At 65.6% G+C, this 19,916-nt stretch carries 17 protein-coding genes; 12 read left to right on the top strand and 5 right to left on the bottom strand.

Going from position 1 to position 19,916, the window contains the following annotated elements:
• Positions 1–40: 40 nt before the first annotated feature.
• Positions 41–1,324, bottom strand: a complete 1,284-nt coding sequence (locus U0C82_RS08455; protein ID WP_322186630.1) for a GGDEF domain-containing protein — start codon at positions 1,322–1,324, stop codon at positions 41–43.
• A gap of 310 nt (positions 1,325–1,634) precedes the next feature.
• Between U0C82_RS08455 and U0C82_RS08460 the strand changes: the two genes are divergently transcribed.
• From U0C82_RS08460 to U0C82_RS08495, 8 genes are all read left to right on the top strand, one after another.
• A complete protein-coding gene (locus U0C82_RS08460) occupies positions 1,635–3,491 on the top strand; it encodes a methyl-accepting chemotaxis protein (protein WP_322186631.1) in 1,857 nt (618 codons plus the stop codon).
• 378 nt (positions 3,492–3,869) lie between these two features.
• Positions 3,870–4,901 (top strand): LacI family DNA-binding transcriptional regulator, encoded by a 1,032-nt coding sequence (locus U0C82_RS08465; protein WP_322186632.1) that lies wholly within the window; start codon positions 3,870–3,872, stop codon positions 4,899–4,901.
• Positions 4,902–5,146: 245 nt separating this feature from the next.
• Positions 5,147–6,091, top strand: coding sequence for a sugar ABC transporter substrate-binding protein (locus U0C82_RS08470; RefSeq protein ID WP_322186633.1), 945 nt, complete (start codon positions 5,147–5,149; stop codon positions 6,089–6,091).
• Between the two features lie 78 nt (positions 6,092–6,169).
• The gene (locus U0C82_RS08475; protein ID WP_322186634.1) at positions 6,170–7,246 is read left to right on the top strand and encodes an ABC transporter permease; all 1,077 of its coding nucleotides are present in this window, start codon (positions 6,170–6,172) and stop codon (positions 7,244–7,246) included.
• Between the two features lie 35 nt (positions 7,247–7,281).
• Positions 7,282–8,058 carry an ATP-binding cassette domain-containing protein gene (locus U0C82_RS08480; protein WP_322186635.1) on the top strand — a complete coding sequence of 259 codons (777 nt, stop codon included), beginning with the start codon at positions 7,282–7,284 and terminating at the stop codon, positions 8,056–8,058.
• A 232-nt stretch (positions 8,059–8,290) separates the two neighbouring features.
• Complete coding sequence (locus tag U0C82_RS08485) at positions 8,291–9,301, top strand: Gfo/Idh/MocA family protein (protein ID WP_322186636.1); 1,011 nt, start codon at positions 8,291–8,293, stop codon at positions 9,299–9,301.
• Between the two features lie 9 nt (positions 9,302–9,310).
• Positions 9,311–10,117 carry a TIM barrel protein gene (locus tag U0C82_RS08490; protein WP_322186637.1) on the top strand — a complete coding sequence of 269 codons (807 nt, stop codon included), beginning with the start codon at positions 9,311–9,313 and terminating at the stop codon, positions 10,115–10,117.
• A 104-nt stretch (positions 10,118–10,221) separates the two neighbouring features.
• Entirely contained in the window at positions 10,222–10,584 is a 363-nt protein-coding gene (locus U0C82_RS08495; RefSeq protein WP_322186638.1) for a TRAP transporter small permease, read from the top strand.
• A 242-nt stretch (positions 10,585–10,826) separates the two neighbouring features.
• On the opposite strand, the gene U0C82_RS08500 is transcribed toward U0C82_RS08495, so the two are convergent.
• Positions 10,827–12,581 carry a hypothetical protein gene (locus tag U0C82_RS08500; protein WP_322186639.1) on the bottom strand — a complete coding sequence of 585 codons (1,755 nt, stop codon included), beginning with the start codon at positions 12,579–12,581 and terminating at the stop codon, positions 10,827–10,829.
• A 570-nt stretch (positions 12,582–13,151) separates the two neighbouring features.
• Here U0C82_RS08500 and leuA point away from each other — a divergent pair.
• Positions 13,152–14,825, top strand: a complete 1,674-nt coding sequence (leuA, locus tag U0C82_RS08505) for a 2-isopropylmalate synthase (RefSeq protein WP_322186882.1) — start codon at positions 13,152–13,154, stop codon at positions 14,823–14,825.
• A gap of 203 nt (positions 14,826–15,028) precedes the next feature.
• A complete protein-coding gene (locus U0C82_RS08510) occupies positions 15,029–15,661 on the top strand; it encodes a hypothetical protein (protein WP_322186640.1) in 633 nt (210 codons plus the stop codon).
• A 79-nt stretch (positions 15,662–15,740) separates the two neighbouring features.
• Here U0C82_RS08510 and U0C82_RS08515 read toward each other — a convergent pair whose 3' ends face one another.
• Complete coding sequence (locus U0C82_RS08515; RefSeq protein ID WP_322186641.1) at positions 15,741–16,736, bottom strand: metallophosphoesterase family protein; 996 nt, start codon at positions 16,734–16,736, stop codon at positions 15,741–15,743.
• A 58-nt stretch (positions 16,737–16,794) separates the two neighbouring features.
• On the opposite strand from U0C82_RS08515, the gene U0C82_RS08520 reads away from it, so the two are divergent.
• Complete coding sequence (locus tag U0C82_RS08520) at positions 16,795–17,256, top strand: NUDIX domain-containing protein (protein WP_322186642.1); 462 nt, start codon at positions 16,795–16,797, stop codon at positions 17,254–17,256.
• 28 nt (positions 17,257–17,284) lie between these two features.
• Here U0C82_RS08520 and U0C82_RS08525 read toward each other — a convergent pair whose 3' ends face one another.
• The gene (locus U0C82_RS08525) at positions 17,285–18,289 is read right to left on the bottom strand and encodes a glutathione S-transferase family protein (RefSeq protein ID WP_322186643.1); all 1,005 of its coding nucleotides are present in this window, start codon (positions 18,287–18,289) and stop codon (positions 17,285–17,287) included.
• Positions 18,290–18,763: 474 nt separating this feature from the next.
• Here U0C82_RS08525 and U0C82_RS08530 point away from each other — a divergent pair, with 474 nt between their 5' ends.
• Positions 18,764–19,285, top strand: coding sequence for a GNAT family N-acetyltransferase (locus U0C82_RS08530; protein WP_322186644.1), 522 nt, complete (start codon positions 18,764–18,766; stop codon positions 19,283–19,285).
• A 36-nt stretch (positions 19,286–19,321) separates the two neighbouring features.
• On the opposite strand, the gene U0C82_RS08535 is transcribed toward U0C82_RS08530, so the two are convergent.
• Positions 19,322–19,594 carry a DUF1236 domain-containing protein gene (locus tag U0C82_RS08535; RefSeq protein ID WP_322186646.1) on the bottom strand — a complete coding sequence of 91 codons (273 nt, stop codon included), beginning with the start codon at positions 19,592–19,594 and terminating at the stop codon, positions 19,322–19,324.
• Between the last annotated feature and the right edge of the window lie 322 nt (positions 19,595–19,916).

A 19,916-nucleotide genomic window follows, 5' to 3' on the forward strand; every position in this document is an offset into this window, starting at 1 on the left:
CGTGAACCCGCACCTGTCCCGCCGAGCGGACGGGTGCGTCTCAACGGGGCCGGCGCAGGGCCGACGCGGCGAACTCCACGCGATTGCGGCCTGTCGCCTTGGCGACATAGAGCGCATTGTCGGCTTGCCGCTGGAGCTGTTCGGGCGAAACGTCGCGTGCATCGGAATGCAGAACGGCGACGCCGATACTCACGGTCACGTGCGCCGATATGGAGGAGGCCGGATTGGGAATCGCCGCCGCCTCGATCGCCCGGCGGATGTCCTCGGCGACCGTCAGGGCACGCCGGTCGTCGTCGCCGCGAAGCAGAACCAGAAATTCCTCGCCGCCATAACGCGCCACCTGATCGCGATCGGCCTCGACGCAGGCCTGAAGAATGCGGGCGACCTCGACCAGGCATCGGTCGCCTTCGAGATGGCCGAACCGGTCGTTGAGACCCTTGAAATGGTCGACGTCGCACATCAGCATGGCGGTGCCGGACAGGTCGCCTTCGGGCGCACTCCACAAGGCGTCGAGAATTTCGCCCATCCAGCGCCGGTTCGCCGTGCCCGTCAGCGGGTCGACCCGCGCGAGGCGTTCGAGCCGATCGTTGGCCTGTGCGAGTTCGGCGACCCGCTGCTTGTCGCGAAGCTCGAGCAGAAAGGTCTTGTGCGCCAGGATCGTGATCGTGCGTTTGGCGACGACGATCGCGACGATGCCGCTGGCGAAGAACAGCGCGCTCGACACGGCGCCCCAGATGTCGAGATCCGGATTCAGCAACTGGAACGTCAAGTAGAGCGCCACCGCAAGGGCGGCGATCGCGGTCGTATACGCAACCGGAATGCCGAAGATGATGATGCCGGTGGTCGCCACGAACAGCATGACGCTGAGATAGCGCTCGTGAAACGTGCCGCCCGAGACCCAGCCGGCCAGGGCGATCGAAAACAGGATGACGAACATTCCCAGCACGAGGGACGCGCACTGGATCCGGTAGGTGCGCGGCTTGCGCCAGACGAACAGGACCCCGCACACGGCGACCGGGACCAGGCTCAGGGCCAGAACGGACGGCGGGGTCACGAACTGCGGGAGCATCAGTGTATTCAGCACGATCGTCGCGACGTTGAGGATCGCCACCCAGATCATCCAGGAGCGGATGATCTTGGCCGATTGCGACCATGTGCGCTCCCGGAAGAGGTCGCGCAGCTCGCCTTCGAGGCGGATATGCCGGGTGCGACCGGCAAGAAGCCGCTCCACCAGGGCCGAAACGGCGAGATCCTGGGCGTGACTCTGAAGCCGCGACGACAATCTCGCCGATCGGCGATCAAGGGTGTTTCCGTAGGTGTCCATGGGAAACCGATCGAAAAAGGGATGATGCTGCAAGACTGACAGCAAGACGTGAAGATTGGGTTGGTCGAGCGACGACACTGCGGATCTTGCGGAAAGCTTGCCGCCGGGCCACAAATGAAGATCAGCGCGTCCCCACCGCGATGCGGCGGTCTTTGCTTGCGTTGCCCTGTCTCTCGGTGATCGAGCGTCCGCGTTCGTCCGCCTCGCATGTACTTTCTCGGCTTTGTTCGGACGCAATGCGTTCGTGCACAAAGAATAGTTAACAGTTCCGGCTTAATTCTAGGGTGCCTGAACCCGTCGGAGCCACGCCATGCGACTTACCATTTCCAGAAAACTGACCGTGTTGATCGCCTTGGCGGTTCTCGTCTGCATCACCGTGGTCGGGACCCAGCTCTATTCCCTGCGCCAGGTCGTGCAGGAGCAGCGGGTCGACCTGATCAGGACGCAGGTGGATTCGGCCGTCTCCATCGTTGAGCGGTTTCGCGCCATGGCCGAGAGCGGGCAGCTGTCACAGGACGCCGCGAAGGAGCAGGCGAAGCGCGTTCTGGGCGCGATGCGCTACGGCGCCGACGACTATTTCTTCGTCACCGACGACAAGGCGGTGATGCTGGTGCATCCCAAGACGGCACTGATCGGCCAGAACATGTGGGAGAACCGCGACCCGGACGGCTTCCCCCTGTTCCAGAACCTGATCGCGCAAGCCAAGGCCGGCGGTGGCATCACCCCCTATCTGTGGCCGCGCGCCGAGGGCGAGGCGCCGGTTCCCAAGCTCAGCTATTCGGCTGGCGTTCCCGAATGGCAATGGGTCATCGGAACGGGTGTCTATGTCGACGACCTCAGCACGATCTTCCTCGGCGAGGCGTGGAAGTCGCTCGCCCTGTCGTCGGTCCTGCTCGGTCTTCTCGTCGCCTGCGCCGTGCCTCTGGTGCGCAGCATATCCCGGCCGCTGCACGCCATGACCGGCACGATGCGCGCCCTTGCTGCGGGGAACACCTCCGTCACCATTCCCGGTCTTGGCCGCCGCGACGAGATCGGCGAGATGGCCGACGCCGTCGAGGCCTTCAAGCGGGCCGGGATGGAGCGTGACGTCCTGTCCACCGAAGCGGAGGCTGCACGGGCCGCAAGGGAGATCGAACGGATCGAGCAGGAAGCGGCCGGCGAAGGCTATGTGAAGGCCCACGAATTTTTCATGGCCGAGGTCACGGAGGGCTTTCGGCGTCTGGCCGACGGCGATCTGACATCGCGGCTCGATCGGCCCTTCACGCCGGACTACGAGGGTGTGCGCACCCTGTTCAACGACAGTGTGGAAAAGCTCGAGACGGCGTTTGCGAGCGTCGTCACGACGATCGGCTCGATCCGCTCGGGCCTCGGCGAGATCACGACGGCGTCGAACGATCTGGCGCAGCGAACCGAACAGCAGGCCGCAAGCCTCGAGGAGACGGTTGCGGCGCTGGGCGAGGTGACGCAAGGGGTGAACGAGACGGCCGAAGGCGCCGGTACGGCCCAGCGCACGGCTGTGCTCGCACGGGCGAGGGCCCAGAAGGGCGGCGAGGTCGTCGGCAATGCGGTCACCGCGATGGGGCTGATCGAACAGTCCTCGGAAAAGATCAACGCGATCATTTCGGTCATCGACGAGATCGCCTTCCAGACCAATCTTCTGGCGCTCAATGCCGGGGTCGAGGCGGCGCGCGCGGGCGAGGCGGGGCGCGGCTTTGCGGTGGTGGCGCAGGAGGTTCGCGGTCTGGCGCAACGCTCGGCCGAGGCGGCCAAGGAAATCAAGACGCTGATCGCCACGTCGCGCGAGCAGGTCGAGACGGGGGTGGAACTCGTCACGGCCTCCGGTCGCTCGCTGGAGGAGATCGTCACCGAGGTGAGCTCGATGGCGGACGTGATCTCGACCATCGCGTCCTCGGCGCGCGAGCAGGCGACGAGCCTTCGCGAGGTGTCGGCCGCAGCGGACCAGATGGACAAGGTCACGCAGCAGAACGCGGCGATGGTGGAGCAGGCCACGGCTGCAAGCCATACGCTCGAACAGGAGACCGACGCGCTCGCATTGGCGATGTCGCGGTTCCGCATCGGTTCGGCCCATGGTGCATCACAGGGCGCGAACCGGCAAACGGGAAGGCGCGCGAGCGCCGAGGTGAGCGAGCTTCGCCGCGCGGGCTGATCGGGCCGCGCGCGCGGACGGGTCGTATTGGCGGCCAATCCTTCCGAGGCAACCGGGCGTTCCGCCCGCCTGTCGCCGCGTCCGCTCCCTGCCGGCCTGCATGTATCCGCGGTGCCGGCGTCCGGCACGCCGGCTTCGCACCCTCCCCGTTCGCCCGGGTCAGGCCCCTGTCCCGTACCGGTCCCCTCGGTCGGCGCTGCGCGCTGCGCGCAGGATGGCAGGACCCGTCCGGGCGCGTAAGCGATGACGGGAGATCGCATCGCCTTCCGCACGACGGGTTCGGGCGGTATCCATGTCCGGTCGTGACATGAGCCGGTATCCGGGCGGGACGTCGGCAGGCATGGCGCGGACGGCATCGAATGGGCGGGGATGGGGCAAATGAGGCAGCCGACGATAGCCGATGTGGCGCGAGCGGCAGGGGTGAGCGTCGCCACCGTCGACCGCGTCCTCAGCGGGCGTGCGAAAGTGCGGGACGAAACGGCGCGCAAGGTCCAGACCGCTGCGACGACGATCGGCTATCACGGCGCGAACGCGATCCGCCAGCGGATCCTTGCGGGACGGCCGAAACTCCGCCTCGGCCTGCTGCTGCAGAAGGAACGCCATGCCTTCTATCAGGAGTTGAAGCAGGAGTTCGAGAAGCAGTGCCACCGCATGGTCGATCGTGAGGTGCGGGTCGTCACGCGTTTCGCCACGTCGACGCGGCTCGAGGAACTGGCCGAACTGCTGCACGGGTTCCGCGGCCATGTCGATGCCGTGGCCGCGACGGGCATCGACCATCACGAAGTGACGGCAGGCGTCGCGGAACTGCGCCAGGCCGGCATCCCGACATTCTCCATGTTGTCCGACTTCGCGCAGGGTGTCCGGGAGAGCTATTTCGGCCTCAACAATTTGCGCGTCGGCCGGACCGCCGGATGGCTGATTTCCAAGGTCGCCGATCGGCCGGGGAAGGTGGGAATCTTCATCGGGGCGCACCGGTATCACGGCCACGAACTTCGCGAGACCGGCATGCGCAGCTATTTTCGGGAGTACGCGCCCGAGTTTCAGTTGCTCGACGGGCAGATCAACCTCGAGACACGCGACCTGACCTATGAGGCGACCAGTCACCTCCTGGAGCGCCACGATGATCTTGTCGGTCTTTACGTGGCCGGCGGCGGGATGGAAGGGGCGATCGCCGCCTTCGAGCGATACGGGGCGTTTCGGCGCTGCGCCCTTTTCGTGAACGAACTCACGCCGGAATCGCATCGCGGGCTGCAGAACCGGACGGTCTCGATCGTCTTCGGGACACCGCTTCAGCAACTGGTCGCCGAACTTCTGCTTCTGGCGACGAGCACGGTCGACACCGGACCGGCCGAAATGCCGGGCCAGCGCTTCTTCGCCCCCGTCATCTACACGCCGGAATCCCTCTCCTGATAGATTCTATCATTGGCGAAGGCTTTTCCATCAAGGATGATGGGTCGCGGCCCGGATTTCGGATTGACCCGATAGCGCCGTTTCCCGGATAGTCCGACCGGAAGCCGGCGGACGTCCGGCTGCATCGAACCGGGAGGTTCCGGCTCTGCCGGTGGATGCAGTGCGAAGCCGTATGGGGCGGTCGGCCGCGTTTCCAAAGATCCCATCGACAGGTCTTGCATGGGTTCCAAATCGGGAGGATTTGCATGAGAAAATTTCTGCTGTCTGCTGCGATGTTCGCATCGCTGGCAAGTTCCGCGTCGGCGGAGACGATCGGCGTTTCGATGGCGCTCTTCGACGACAATTTCCTGACGGTGCTGCGCAACGGCATGGTCGAAAAGGCCGAATCCATGGAGGGTGTCGAGGTCCAGGTCGAAGACGCACAGAACGACGTCGCCAAGCAGCTCGATCAGATCAATAATTTCGTGGCGAGCGGCGTCGATGCGATCATCGTCAATCCGGTGGACACCTCCGCGACCGAGGCGATGTCCCAGGCGGCCGCGTCCGCGGGCGTTCCGTTGGTCTACGTCAATCGCGAGCCGGTCAACGCCGATGCGCTTCCCGACAACCAGGCCTTCGTCGGCTCGGACGAACGCGAATCCGGCACGCTGGAGACCAAGGAAATCTGCCGGATCTTCGGCGAGAAGGGCAAGGATCCGGCGCGCGTCTACGTCATGATGGGCGAATTGTCGAACCAGGCCGCGGTCCAGAGAACGGCCGATATCCATGACGTCATCGACAAGGGCGAGTGCGACGTCACGCTCGAAATCATCGACGAGCAAACGGCGAACTGGTCTCGCGACCAGGCGCAGAACCTGATGACCAACTGGCTGTCCACCAGCGAGCCGTTCGATGGCCTGATCTCGAACAATGACGAGATGGCGATCGGCGCGATCCAGGCGATGAAGGCGTCCGGTATCGCCATGGAGGACGTGGTCGTCGGCGGCATCGACGCCACGCAGGACGCCCTCCAGGCCATGGCCGCCGGCGACCTCGACGTGACCGTCTTCCAGGACGCGGCCGGCCAGGGCAGCGGCGCTCTCGACGCCGCCCTCAAGCTCGCCAGGGGCGAGGATGTCGACCAGAAGGTCTACGTCCCCTTCCAGCTCGTCACCCCCGAAAACATGGACCAGTTCGCGTCGCGGAATTGATCGTCGCGATCACGGTCGGCGATGGCCCGTCGCGGGCCGTCGCCCGACGGTCGAACATTTTTCAGGGGAGTGCTTTCGATGGCAGAGGCTGCGCATGGCATTGGCGGCTTGACGTTCGATCCGAAGAAGCGCGAGCGTCCGCCGGAGCTCGGCATCGGAATGGCCCTCGTTGCGATCGTCCTGGTCTTCGAGCTGCTGGGTCGCTTGCTGATGGGCGACAGCTTCCTGTTCAACACACGGGAAGGCACCGCCGGCCTGTTCAATACCGCCCGGCTCGAAATCATCATTCTCCAGGTCTCGATCATCGGCATCATCGCGATCGGCGTGACGCAGGTCATCATCACGGGCGGCATCGATCTCAGCTCGGGATCGATCGTCGGCGCGACGGCCATGATCGCCATGAGCTTCGCGCAGGCGGGGGAAATCTACGGCAATCCCAACACCCGCGCCGTGTTCTTCGGGTCGGGCCTGGTCGACCTGCCGATCATCGTGCCCCTCATCGTCGGGCTGATCTGCGGGCTCGTGGCCGGGGCGATCAACGGCCTGCTGATCGCCTATACGAAGATCCCCCCCTTCATCGCGACGCTCGGCATGATGGTGACGGCGCGCGGGGTGGCGAAATGGTGGACGCGCGGGCAGCCCGTGTCCTTCCCCACCGAGACCTATGCGGCGATCGGGGCGGGCCTCATGCCCGTGTTCATCTTCGCCTTCATCGCCATCGTCTTCGCGCTGGCATTGAAGTACACGCTCTACGGCAAGCATACCTACGCGATCGGATCGAACGAGGCGGCGGCCCGCATGTCGGGGATCAAGGTCGCGCGGCACAAGGTGCTCGTCTACACGATCGCCGGCGTTCTCGCCGCCGTCGCCGCCCTTGTCCTCAGCGCGAAGAACCTGACGGCGCAGGCCGGCATGGGGATGATGTACGAGCTCGACGCCATCGCCATGGCGGTGATCGGCGGCGTGTCGCTGACGGGGGGACGAGGCTCGATCCTCGGCACCGTTCTCGGCGCACTCATCTTCGGCGTCATCATCTCCGGCTTCACGTTCCTACGCCTCGACGCCTACTATCAGGAGATGGTCAAGGGCGCGATCATCGTCGGCGCGGTCGCGCTCGACCAATGGCGTCAACGGTCCGGCGGGGCGAGAGCATGACGCCCGGCAACCGACGAGACGAAAGGATCGAACCCATGTCCGACATCGTTCTGAAGACCGAGAATCTCACCAAGCACTATGGCGGCGTCCAGGCGCTCGAAGGCGCCAATTTCGAGATCCGCAAGGGTGAATGCGTCGCGATCATGGGGGACAACGGCGCCGGAAAGTCGACCTTCGTGCGCCAGATCACGGCGGTGGAGCGGCGCACGTCCGGCAAGGTCTGGTTCGACGGCGACTATGTCGACTTCACGGATCCGCTGGAAGCGCGCGAGGCGGGGATCGAGACGGTCTTCCAGACGCTTGCCCTTGCCGATCACCTGAACGTGCCGGACAATCTGTTCCTCGGGCGCGAACTGATCAAGTTCAGGCTCGGACCCTTCTCCATCCTCGACTACAAGGCGATGCGCGCCGCGACGCTCGAGGGTCTCAAGAAGACGGGGGTCAAGATCCCCAACATCTCGAACTCGATCCAGAACATGTCGGGCGGGCAGCGCCAGTGCGTGGCGATCGCGCGCACGGCGACGTTCAAGTCGAAGCTGATCATCATGGACGAGCCCACCGCCGCTCTCGGGGTTCAGGAGACGGCCCAGGTGGAGAACATCGTGCGCACCCTGAAGGAGCATGCCGAACCCGTCATCCTGATCAGCCACAACATGCGGCAGATCATGGATCTCTGCGACCGGATCGTGGTGTTTCGCCGGGGCCGGATCGTGGCCAATCTCAACAAGAACGAGACCGACGGCCAAGACGTCGTCGCCTACATCACCGGCGCCAAGACCCAGCGGGAATACGATGTCGAGGCCGCCGCCTGAGCGCCCGCACGACGATCAGGCGGGCGATCCCGACATGCGTGTCGCAGACTTGCGGGTCGCCAGGCTGAGATCGCCCCGGACGATGTCCACCCCGCGCGCGCGCAGACCGGCGTCGACGGCGGCCTGACGGCCTGCGTCTTCGCCGGGGAAGAAAAGGCGGACCGGTCCGACCCCTTCGTGCGCCGTCAAATGCGGCGCTCCATCGATCAACACTTCAAGTGAGACCCTTTCCATGACCGTAAGAATTGGCGTGATCGGCACAGGCATGATCGGACGCGACCATACGCGCCGCATCGAAAAGGTGCTGACGGGCGGCACGATCGTCGCCCTCTCGGATTCTGTGCCGGAAGCCGCGACGAACCTGCGCGACGAACTGGCGCCCGCGGCGGTCTGCTATCCGACGGGCGAGGCGCTGGTTGCGGCCGCCGACGTCGACGCGGTGCTCGTCTGCTCCACGGGCTCGACCCACGAGGCTTACGTGCTCGCGGCGATCGAGGCCGGAAAGCCCTGCTTCTGCGAGAAGCCCCTGGCAACGACCGCCGAAGGCGCCAGGCGGATCGTCGAGGCCGAGGTCGCGCACGGCTCGCGGCTCGTGCAGGTCGGTTTCATGCGCCGCTACGATGCGGGCTATCGCATGCTGAAGACGGTGGTGGATTCCGGGATCGGCGCGCCGCTGATGGTCCATGCCGCCCACCGCAATCCGACGGTTCCCGAGCAGTACGTGACGCCGATGGCGATACACGACACGCTGATCCACGAGATCGACGTCCTGCGCTGGCTTCTCGACGATGACTACGTCTCGGCACAGGTCGTCTTCCCGAAGCGATCGCGGCACGCCCACGCCAAGCTCGCCGATCCTCAGATCGTGCTCCTCGAAACCGAAAAGGGCGTCCGGGTGGACGTCGAGATCTTCGTCAACTGCCGTTACGGCTACGATATCCAGTGCCAGGTGGTCGGCGAGGAGGGCATTGCCAGCCTCCCCGAACCGATGGCCGTCGCGCTGCGGCAAAATGCGAGCCTCTCGACGCCGATCCTGACCGACTGGAAGGACCGCTTCGTCGACAGCTACGATGTCGAATTGCAGGACTTCCTCATGGCGGCGGCGGCCGGCACCGCCTCGGGGCCCTCGTCCTGGGACGGATACGTGGCCGCGATCACATCGGATGCCTGCGTCGAGGCGCAGGAGTCGCAGGGCGCCATCGTTCCCATCACCCTGCCCGAACGCCCCACCCTTTATCGCTGAGAGGTCCCCATGACATTCGCCATCAACCATATCTGTACGCCGGGCCTTCGGCTCGACGGCTTCTTCGCCATGGCCCGGCGACTGGGATGCGATCTGGTCGAGATCCGCAACGACATCCCGGACGTGATCGGCTCGACCTCTCCGCAGACGGTGAAGGCCGCGGCCGAGGCGGCGGGCGTGACGATCCTGTCGATCAACGCCCTCTATCCCTTCAATGTCCCGTCGGACGATCTTGCGGCACGGGCGATGAGGATGGCCGACTATGCGAAGGCCTGCGGCGCGCGGGCGCTCGTGATGTGCCCGCTGAACGAAGGCACCCCGGTGCCGCGCGCGGACATGGTCGCGGCGCTCGCGACACTGGCTCCGATCCTGCGGGATCGCGGGCTGACGGGGCTCGTCGAGCCGCTCGGCTTTCCGGTCTCCTCGCTGCGCCGCAAGGCGGACGCGATCGCGGCGATCGAGGCGGCGGACGGCGCCGACGTGTTTCGCCTGGTGCACGACACTTTCCATCATCATCTGGCCGGTGAGGCGGAGATCTTCCCCGACCGGACCGGGCTCGTCCACATTTCCGGCGTCGTCGATCCCGACGTCGCGGTCGACGACATGCGCGACGGGCACAGGGTCCTTGTCGACGCGGGAGACCGGCTCGGCAATCTCGACCAGATCAGGGCCCTGCGCGAGGGCGGCTACGAGGGGCCGTTCTCGTTCGAGCCTTTCGCGCAGTCGTTCCACGACCTGTCCGACCCGGAAGCGGCCCTGCGCGACAGCATCGCCTTCATCGCGGCGGGCCTCGGGCGAGCGAAAGCGGCCGAGTAGCCCCGTGCCGTGAAGGCGGCGGCCTCGAGGCGATCGCGGCGTATCGGGGAGATGACCGAGACGGGCCGAACGGGGGCTTCGTGATCTCGCAAAGAGTGGGCGGCATGCAGCTTATTCATGGGCAGCTACCGTTCAAGGCGACCGCCTTCGTGGCCGCCCAGCCGTCGACGACCCGGTTCATGCCGCGCACGAAGGCGTCCGCGTCCTCGCCCAGATCGGTCCGCAACTCCGCCTCGGGAGACGAACATCACCGAGGGAGAGAGAGCACGAAACCGTTTACCCTGGCCCTCGTCGCGGCACTGCTCGTCATGGGCCTCATCGCGGTCACCTGTATCGACGTGATCGGCCGCTACCTGTTGAATCGTCGCTTCGGCAGCGCCTACGAGCTGACGCAGATGCTGCTGGCGTCGCTGGTTTTCGTGGCGCTGCCGGCTGACCACCGCCGAGGGCGGCCATGTCGAGGTTGACCTTGCGCCGCACCTCGTGCCCCCGTCGATCCAGCGGGGCCGGGCGGGGCGGGGCCGGGCGCGGCTGGCCGGTCCGATCTCGGCCGCGACGCTCGGCTATCTCACCGGGCGTCCGGCGGTTCTCAGCGTTTTCGCAGCTGCACGAGGGCGCGCGCAGCGCCTCGCGGGCGCTGCCGATGGCGCCGCTGGCTTTCCTGGCGGCGGGCAGGTTTCGTTCCGCGCGCCGTGACGACCGTGCGCCGTTACGGCCGTGTGCCACCGCCTGCCGATCCGTCCGCGCCGAACCCCTGCCTGAGGAGGCCGTCCCAGCAGGGGGAGAGGGAAATCCGCGTTCGGGTGTCGAGAACCGCTTCGTAGACGCCGTAGAGTTCGACGTTTGAGATGGTGATCGGGCATTTGGGGTAGAGGACGAGATCGGTCCGAGCGATTTCCGACAGGACGAAGGCGTTCGGCTGTGGCACGGTGCGCGAGGGATCGGCGCCGATGGGCACGCCTTTCGGGGCGTCGCGGTCCATCAGATAGGGAAACGGATTGGTGAAGTTGAGGCTGAAGATGGTCTCGAACCGCACGTCGTTGGCCGCCTCGTATGCCCTGATCGCCTCGACCCCGTCGTCGATCGCCCGCAGCCATGTCAGATGCATGTCGGGCGCGGTGTAGAAGGTGAAGTCCGGTAGGATCCTGTCGTCCGCGAAGGCCTGGAAGGTCGCCGGATGGCGCTTGTAGAGATTAAGGACGGTCGCCGATCGATCGACGATCTCCGCGCGCTGACTCACCTGATCGAGCGTCTTCAGGTTCGGCAGGTCGATGGCGACGTAGTTCATCTGGCCGACCAGCGCGCGGGCGGCCTTCTGAAGCGTCGAGACGAGGCTCGGCAGCGTGGTGGCGGCGGCCAGCGCCAGGCAGGCGACGAGCAGCTTGCCTTTCAGATGGCCGACATTGACGAGGATCGCCAGGACGATCGGCCAGATGAACACGAAGGGCTGGCTGCCCGTGTTCTGGGTTTCGAAGAACAGGCCGGCGACCAGCCCGACGCCGAGCCACATCGAGCCGCGATCGAACAGTCGCGCAAGGCCCGGCAGCAGGGCGCGCGGCGTCAGCGATCCGGCCGCGTCCGCAAGGTCGCGGCGTTCGGCAAACAGCAGTACCGCGCACAGGAGGCCCGCCGAGGCGACGATGCCGAAATGGAGCGAGCCGGCCTGGAGGAAACGCTGGAGGAGGACCCCCTCGTTCATGGCGGCGAGGGTGAGGAGATCGTTCACATAGGCGAGCGTCACGCCGTCGGCGAGCTGCAGCGCCAACAGGATCGCGGCAAAGCCTGAGAGGATGAGGAAGCCTTCCCGGATCGCGACCCGGCCGGCCAGGACGGCGAACGCGCACAGGAGCCCGCCGGCGGCAAAGCCGGTGATCTTGGTCAGGAACAGGGCCGTCATCGTGCCGGTGAGGACGGTGACGACGACCATCCGGTTCGTGGCGAACAGAAGCGCCGCGGTCAGCACGTAGAGCAGATGGATGCACTGGCGGTTGTAGTAGCCGAAGCCGTCGATCGAGGGATAGCTGGAATATTGGGTCGCATTGATCGGCAGGGCGACGAAGAGGATGAACGGCAGGACGAGCGCAAGGGCAATGGTGCGCGAGCGGCGGTCGGCATCGAGGAGGACGAGCGCGAACAAGGGCGCGGCGACGGCGAGGATCATCCATTGGGCCAGGAGCACGGGCTGGGCCAGGGGAAAGATCCCGATCAGAAAGGCAAAGAGCCAGTAGCCGAGCGGACCTGCCGGCGCAAAGAAATCGACCGACGGCACTTGCCCGTTGCCGAGACGGTTCGCGGCATCGAAATAGATGAAGGTGTCCCAGTAGAAGGCGCCAATGGGCACGGTCAGCGGCAGCATCAGGAGCGAAAACAGCGCGGCGCAGAAAAAAGCGAGGATCAACGGCGGCGAGAACAGGCCGATCCTGAAGCGGCTGCCGCGGCGGGTGTCACTGGCAATGTCGGACATGGGCGGGCGGTCCTCGGGGCGGCGTTGCTTCAGGCGATCTTCAGGATGGACCATGCACGTTAGGGAAGCGTTACGGCCCTCGGCGTGGCGGCGGCCTGCCGCCGGGACTGTGCGCGGGGATGAAAGGGCACTTGCCACGAAGGGTCCTTTGGCGCATCCTGCCCGCCATGATCGACAGGCCAGCCATCACGACAGCCCTGCGGAACGCTTGCCCCGGCAGCGCCGGCATCGTCGTGCGCGCGTCGCTACGTCGTCTCCTTAGCGGCGACCGTCGGGCCCGTTGAGGAAGGGGCGCCCGGCGGTCGGCTCCTGCCGGACCGTTGGTGTTCGTCCACCGCCCGCTCTGCTCCTTCGAACTTCTCCACCCCGTTGCCGCCCGGCGAAGGCCATGCGCGGCTTTACAAGTTCGAACCGATCGCGGATGACGCCCTGAAAGAGCGCGCAAGTAATTCCGCCGATCGACGAGACGATTGAAGGACGACCATGTCTGTCACCCCCACCATTCCCGTGCCCGCGAGCGACCATGCCATCGAGGCGAAAAGGCCGTCTCCGACCGGCCGCGGCAGGACCATGGCGAACGCCGCCGAGAAATACCGGCCCTACGGTCAGGTCGATCTGCCGGATCGCACATGGCCCGCAAGGACCATCGACACCCCGCCGATCTGGTGCTCCGTCGATCTTCGCGACGGCAATCAGGCGCTGGTCGACCCGATGGGCCACGAGCGCAAGGCCCGCTTCTTCGCGCTGCTGCTGGCCATGAACTTCAAGGAAATCGAGATCGGGTTTCCGTCCGCCTCCCAGACCGATTTCGACTTCACCCGCTGGTGCATCGAAGAGGGCGGAACGCCCGACGACGTTTCGTTGCAGGTGCTGGTCCAGTGCCGGCCCGAGCTGATCTCCCGAACGTTCGAATCCCTCGAAGGCTCGACGCGGCCGATCGTCCACTTCTACAATTCCACGAGCGAACTCCAGCGGCGCATCGTGTTCGACAAGGATCGCGCCGGCATCAAGGTCATCGCGACCGATGCGGCCAAGATGATCGCCGACATGGCGGCGAAGGCGGGCGGCGGCTATCGCTTCGAATATTCGCCGGAAAGCTTCACCGGCACCGAGCTGGAATTCGCCGTCGAGGTCTGCAACGCGGTGGCGGAGATCATGCAGCCGACGGCCGAGAACAAGCTGATCTTCAACCTGCCGGCGACCGTCGAGATGTCGACGCCCAACGTCCATGCCGACCAGATCGAATGGATGTGCCGCAATCTCGACAATCGCGAGAACCTCATCGTCTCGATCCACCCGCACAATGATCGCGGCACGGCGGTGGCGGCCACCGAGCTGGCCCTGATGGCCGGCGGCGACCGGGTGGAAGGCACCCTGTTCGGCAATGGCGAGCGCACCGGCAATGTCGATCTCGTGACGCTGGCGCTCAACATGTACACCCAGGGCGTCGATCCGCTGATCGATGTCAGCGACATCAACCGGATCAAGGACGTCTACGAATATTGCAACCAGCTCGCGGTGGGCGAGCGCCACCCCTATGTGGGCGAACTGGTCTACACCGCGTTCTCGGGCTCGCACCAGGATGCGATCAACAAGGGCATGAAGGCCGTGCGCAAGGCCAACACGCCGGTGTGGGAAGTGCCTTACCTGCCGATCGATCCGAAGGATGTGGGCCGCTCCTACGAGGCGATCATCCGGATCAATTCCCAGTCCGGCAAGGGCGGCATCGCCTACATCCTGCAGGAGGATTACGGCCTCAACCTGCCGCGCAACCTGCAGGTGGAGTTTCGCGAGGACATCCAGCGCATCACGGACGAGGAGGGGCGCGAGCTGCAGGCGAGCCGCATCTACGAGCGCTTCATCGAGCGTTACGTCACCCAGCCCGAAGGCCGGCTGCGGTTCGTCAACCATGTCACGAAGCCCGATCCGGACGTCGCCGAAGGCCGGATCGTCGAGGCGCGGCTGATCGACGGGGGAACGGAGATCGTCATCACCGGTCGGGGCAACGGTCCGATCGACGGGTTCATCGACGGTCTCTCGAAGCATATCGGCGTCGCGTTCTCCGTGCACGACTATTCCGAGCATTCGCTGGGAACCGGATCCGACGCGCGGGCGATCTGCTACATGGAGATCGCACACGATCGCGGACGGCTCTTCGGCGTCGCCATCAACAAGAACATCGTGACGGCCTCCCTGATCGCGATCCTCTCGGCCGCGAACCGGATCCTCGAGGATCGTCCGTGACCCGAGCGTCGGCGCCTGCGTTCGATAGTGAATCGTCGCAGCGTTCGGAAACGGAACATCTGCTTCAATATGGGACGGGTGACCGCAGCAATGCGGTCACCATCGACCCATTTGACGCAATCTTTGCTTCGTCACCTTGGAACAGCCGCAGAAGGCCGGTACATTAACCGAATGTTCATGGTTTGGTTCTCGGGGCGATCATAATGGCTGAAACATCGGAGAAAGTCGCGTCGCTTTCGGGCACGAGACGCCTCGCCGACGCCGTGCGCGCCGCGAAGATCGCGGCCGCGCAGCGGTCCGATGTGGTGGTCGACATCCGGGAGGCCGACCGCGCCCGGCTGGAAATTCTCGCCGAGGAACTGAAGCCGATCGCCGAGGAGGTCGGCGACGACGATCTCTTCGACTTCGTGCTGACCGGCGGCCAGACCTCCCGCTACTGGATCGACGGGACGGCGCACGTGACGATGGCGCGCGACCGGCGCACCTATCGCTTCGTGCGCGAGACGCGGCTGGGGCGTGTGACGCTTGCCGAATCGACCGAGCCGCGCAAGATCGCGGATCATGTGACGACCTATGTCGCCGAGCGGGTGGTGGAGCGCGATCGCGCCTATGCCGTGGATGACGGGATCGGCCAGCGGGCGAGCAACCCGTCCCGGTTCGGCACCCAGCCCGAGCGCGGCGTCGAGCCGATGACAGCGAACGACCAGAACGGGTCCGCGGGCGAAGCCCCCGACCGGGGCGGCAGCCGTCTCGTCGTCGGGCTCGTCTGGTTCCTGCTGGGGATCGTGGTCGGCGCCGGGATCCCGCTGATCCTGTCCTATCTCTATCTGGCCTGAACCGGCCCTTTCCGACGCGGCGGCGCGCTGCCGATCGCCTGCCGCCCGGTCCGTCCGGGAACCGAAACGACGAGCGGCCTCAGACGGTCTCGTCCTGGGTCGCAGGCGTTGGGAGCACCGGGGTCGTGGCGGGTTTCGCGTCTTCCCTGGGTTCGGCGTCCACCGCGCGTCCGTCCGACAGGAGATGGCGCTCCCGCACCCAGCCGATGCCATCGAGCGTTTCGTGCAGGCCCCGTTCGCGCTGGACGAGTTCCCATCGGCCGGGCCCGCCGTCGATCTCGAAGAGATTGTAGCGCGCCGCAGGCTTGTCCGTGCCGGGCGACTGGCTGGCCGAAGGCACGCCGACGACCGGGATCTTGCGATGCTCCGGCCCTTCCAGCCAGTAGAGCGTGTCGAGATGGGTGTGGCCGTGCAGAACGAGCTCGGCGCCCGCATCCTTCATCACCTTCGAGAAGAACTGCTTGCCGATCAGGCGCTTGTGCCAGGCCGCGGCACCCGAGATCGGCGGATGATGGATGAGGACGACGCGGAAATGCCCGGCCTTGCGGCTGTTTTCGAGAAGCTTGGCGAGCGCCAGCGCCTGGCCCCGGCGAAACGATCCCGTGGCGAAGAAGGGCGCGGTCGCCTCGGCCGTGGAGACGCCGAAGATCGCGACATTGCCGCGAACCCGCATGTAGGGAAAGGAATTGCCGATCGCGGCGAGAGGATTGTCGCCGATCAGATATTCATGCCATTCCTTGTGGGAGCGTTTCAGCGCGCCCGGCACGTAGGCATCGTGATTGCCCGGAACGAGCGAGACGTCGTGCGGAAGCCCCAGCGATTGCAGCCAGATGCGCGCGGCCTTCGTTTCGGTCTTCGTCGCCAGATTGACGAGGTCGCCGGTGACCGCGATATGGTCGGGCTGGTGATATTTCAGATCGAGGACGAGGTCGGTCAAGGTGTCCCCGAACATCGACCGGCGCCGGTTGCGGTGCCAGTTCACATAGCCTGTCACCCGCTTGGAAGCGAGCTCGCGCAACGACAGCGAGGGAAGCGGACCGAGGTGGATGTCGGAGAGATGGGCTAGTCGGTACATGCGGCGTCCTGATCTTGTCTGAAGCTCTACTTATGGCTACGAACGGGAAGAAACACCGATGATCCTCCAGAAAACCGTTCGTCGGCTGATGCATGCCGGCTTTCTCCTCGCCCGGCCGATGACCCTCGGCGTTCGCGTGGCCGCGTTCGACGAGGACGGACGGGTGTTTCTGGTGCGGCATACCTACGTTCCCGGCTGGTACCTGCCGGGCGGCGGGGTCGATCCGGGCGAGACCACCGAGGCCGCCGCGCGCCGCGAGATCGCCGAAGAGGGCAATCTCACCGTCCTGGAGGGTCTGCGGCTGGTCTCCGTCCATTTCAACAACACGGATTCGCGGCGCGACCACGTGCTTCTGTTTCGCGCCGATGCCGTCCTTCAGGACGCGCCCAAGACAGCCGACCGGGAAATCGCCGAGGCCGCCTTCTTCGCGCCGTCCGACCTGCCCGGGGCAACGACCGATGCGACCCGCCGGCGGCTCGACGAACTGCGCGGCGCAGCCCCGCCCGATCCCTACTGGTAGGCGCGCGTAGCGCGGGGTCTCCACGCTCCTACGCCGCGGTGATCGAGGGCGGCTCGAGCCGCTCGCGATTGTGGGGAACGGTCAGATCCTGCACCGGCCCCTTGGGCACGATCCGGGTCGGATTGATCGTTTCGTGGCTCGTATAATAGTGCCCCTTGATATGCTTGAAATTCACGGTCTCCGCGATCCCTGGCCATTGGTAGAGTTCCAGCATGTAGCCGAACAGGTTCGGATAGTCCGCGATCTGCCGGGCGTTGCACTTGAAGTGGCCGTGATAGACGGCGTCGAACCGGATGAGGGTGGTGAAGAGCCGCCAGTCGGCTTCCGTCGGATATTGCGAGGCGACGAGATAACGCTGCCCGGACAGGCGCGCCTCGATCATGTCGAGCGTATCGAACAGGGCGTCGAACGGCTTCTCATACGCTTCCTGCGTCGTCGCGAAGCCGCATTTGTAAACGCCGTTGTTGACGGCGTGGTAGACGGTCTCGTTGATCGCATCGATATCGGCGCGAAGCGCTGCCGGCGTAAGGTCGACGCCGTTGTCGGCGAATTCGCGAAAGCCCGTGTCGAGGATGCGGACGAGATCGGCCGACTCGTTGTTGACGATCGTGCCGCGCTTCTTGTCCCACAGGACCGGAACGGTGACGCGACCGGTATAGGCCGGATCCGCCTGAAGATAGATCTCGTAAAGCTTGCTCTTGCCGAATACCGAATCCGGGATCGCCCCATCCCGGTTCGAGAACTCCCAGCCGTTCTCGGCCATGTGATAGTCGACGATGGAGAGCGATATCACGTCCTCGAGCTTCTTCAGCTTGCGCGCGATGAGGGCGCGGTGCGCCCACGGGCAGGCCAGCGAGACGTAGAGATGGTAGCGATCGGCTTCGGCCTCGTACGCCTCCTGGCCGTCGGGTCCGGGCGATCCGTCGGGCGTCACCCAGTTGCGGAAATCGGTGGTCGGCCGCTTGAACGCCCCGCCGTTCTCCTTCGTATCGTACCACTTGTCCTGCCACTGTCCCTCGACGAGAAGACCCATGCTCAACTCCCTTGATCACGCCATACGGCCGGTTTTCGGCCATTTGTGAGGAGCAACCCTGCGACAGGGTGACCCGTTCCCGGAAAGAGCGCGAACAGTGCGTTAAGGCGGCGTTGGTCCCGGGGTAACGGCACGGCGTCTGGACGGCTTCGAAGGGGACTGCTAGGATTTCGGGAGGCATCGGCCGCCCCTGAAGGCGCACCGGTGCTCTCTCGAGCACGAAGGCCGGCGACCTGCCATGATCAGACGCGGACGACGACGAGGCGGTGATCGCGCCTAGGGCCTCTCGCCATTCATCGCGATGCGCGCGGCACGGCCCCTCCGCTCATGCCGAGGCTTGGTGCCGACCGACGATCGAACCCGATCGTTCTGCCGGATGCCGCGAGCCTCGATCGTCAGAACCGCCGGCTCGTTCGTGCAAGGCGCGTGGTTCAAGGTCTCGCCGACCTGTTTTCTCGTCCGGGTCTTATCCTCATGTCCCCGTTTTCCAAACCTGTCGAACACCAGTGCGCCGTCTTCGTCACCGCCGGGCCGCAGCGTCCCGTGCCGATGTCGGACGTCGTCTATCGCCCTGAAGCGCCACGCGACGGGGCGGCCATCGAGGCGATCGCGCGCGAGGCGTTCGGCCCGGGACGCTATGCGCGCGCGGCCGAGCGGGTGCGCGAGCTTCACGCCGCGTGCGCGACGCTGTGCTTCGTGGCCGAACTGGGGGGAGAGATCGTCGGCTCGGTTCGCCTGAGTGCGTTGCGGAACCGGGACGAGCGCGCCGTGATGCTCGGGCCGCTGGCGGTTCGCCCGCACCTCAAGGGCAGGGGGATCGGCAAGGCGCTCTTGAGGCTTGCCGCCGACGCGGCGCGGAAGCAGGCGTTCGCGGCGATCTATCTGGTGGGGGACAGTCCCTATTACGGGCTTCTCGGCTACCGTGTGGCGGCGCCGGGGCGGATCAGCCTGCCGCGGCCGGTCGATCCGTCACGGGTGCTGGTGCTCGAGCTGTAGACGTCCTCGCCGGGCGGCGGCGCGCCCGCCCGTCCGTCAGGCTCCGATCTTGACGATCGCGCGGGTGCGCAGATCGACGATGACCGGCCGGCCGTCGAAGTAGAAATAGCCGAAATTGGGAGCCCCCTCGACCGACTGGAGCGAGACCGAAGACGGCACCGAAGCCCCGAGCGACGGCGGGTTCGGCATGGCGGCGTCGGCCACGGGGTTGTTCGACGCATACTGAACGACACTGACGGTCGATTGAGCGCTCGCAGGCAGGACGCCGAAGCTCGCCAGCAATGCGACCGCGATCGTAAATCGTTTCATCTTCAAAAACTCCTGGGGCAGTCTTTGCGTGAGGACGGGCACGCTATCCCTTATATACGATCTTGCACGGTCCAGGTGAATAGGAGGTGAGCGTTTCGCCGGGCGGGCGTCGATCGGCGCGGCGCCGTTGCACTTTCGCCATCATCGCCACCTGTCGATCCCGGGCGGCGCGAACGGCGCCTTGCGATGGGCCCGGCCGGCCCCCTTGCTCGATCGCAAAACCGTTGATAGCCGCACCGGTGGACTTTCGCCGCCATGGTCGCTCGTCTAGGACACCGGGACGAGGCCATTGCCATTTCAGACCGCCCGCGCTCCTGCCACC

The sequence above is a fragment of the Fulvimarina uroteuthidis genome, assembly GCF_034321785.1.
Classification (GTDB): Bacteria; Pseudomonadota; Alphaproteobacteria; order Rhizobiales; family Rhizobiaceae; genus Fulvimarina; species Fulvimarina uroteuthidis.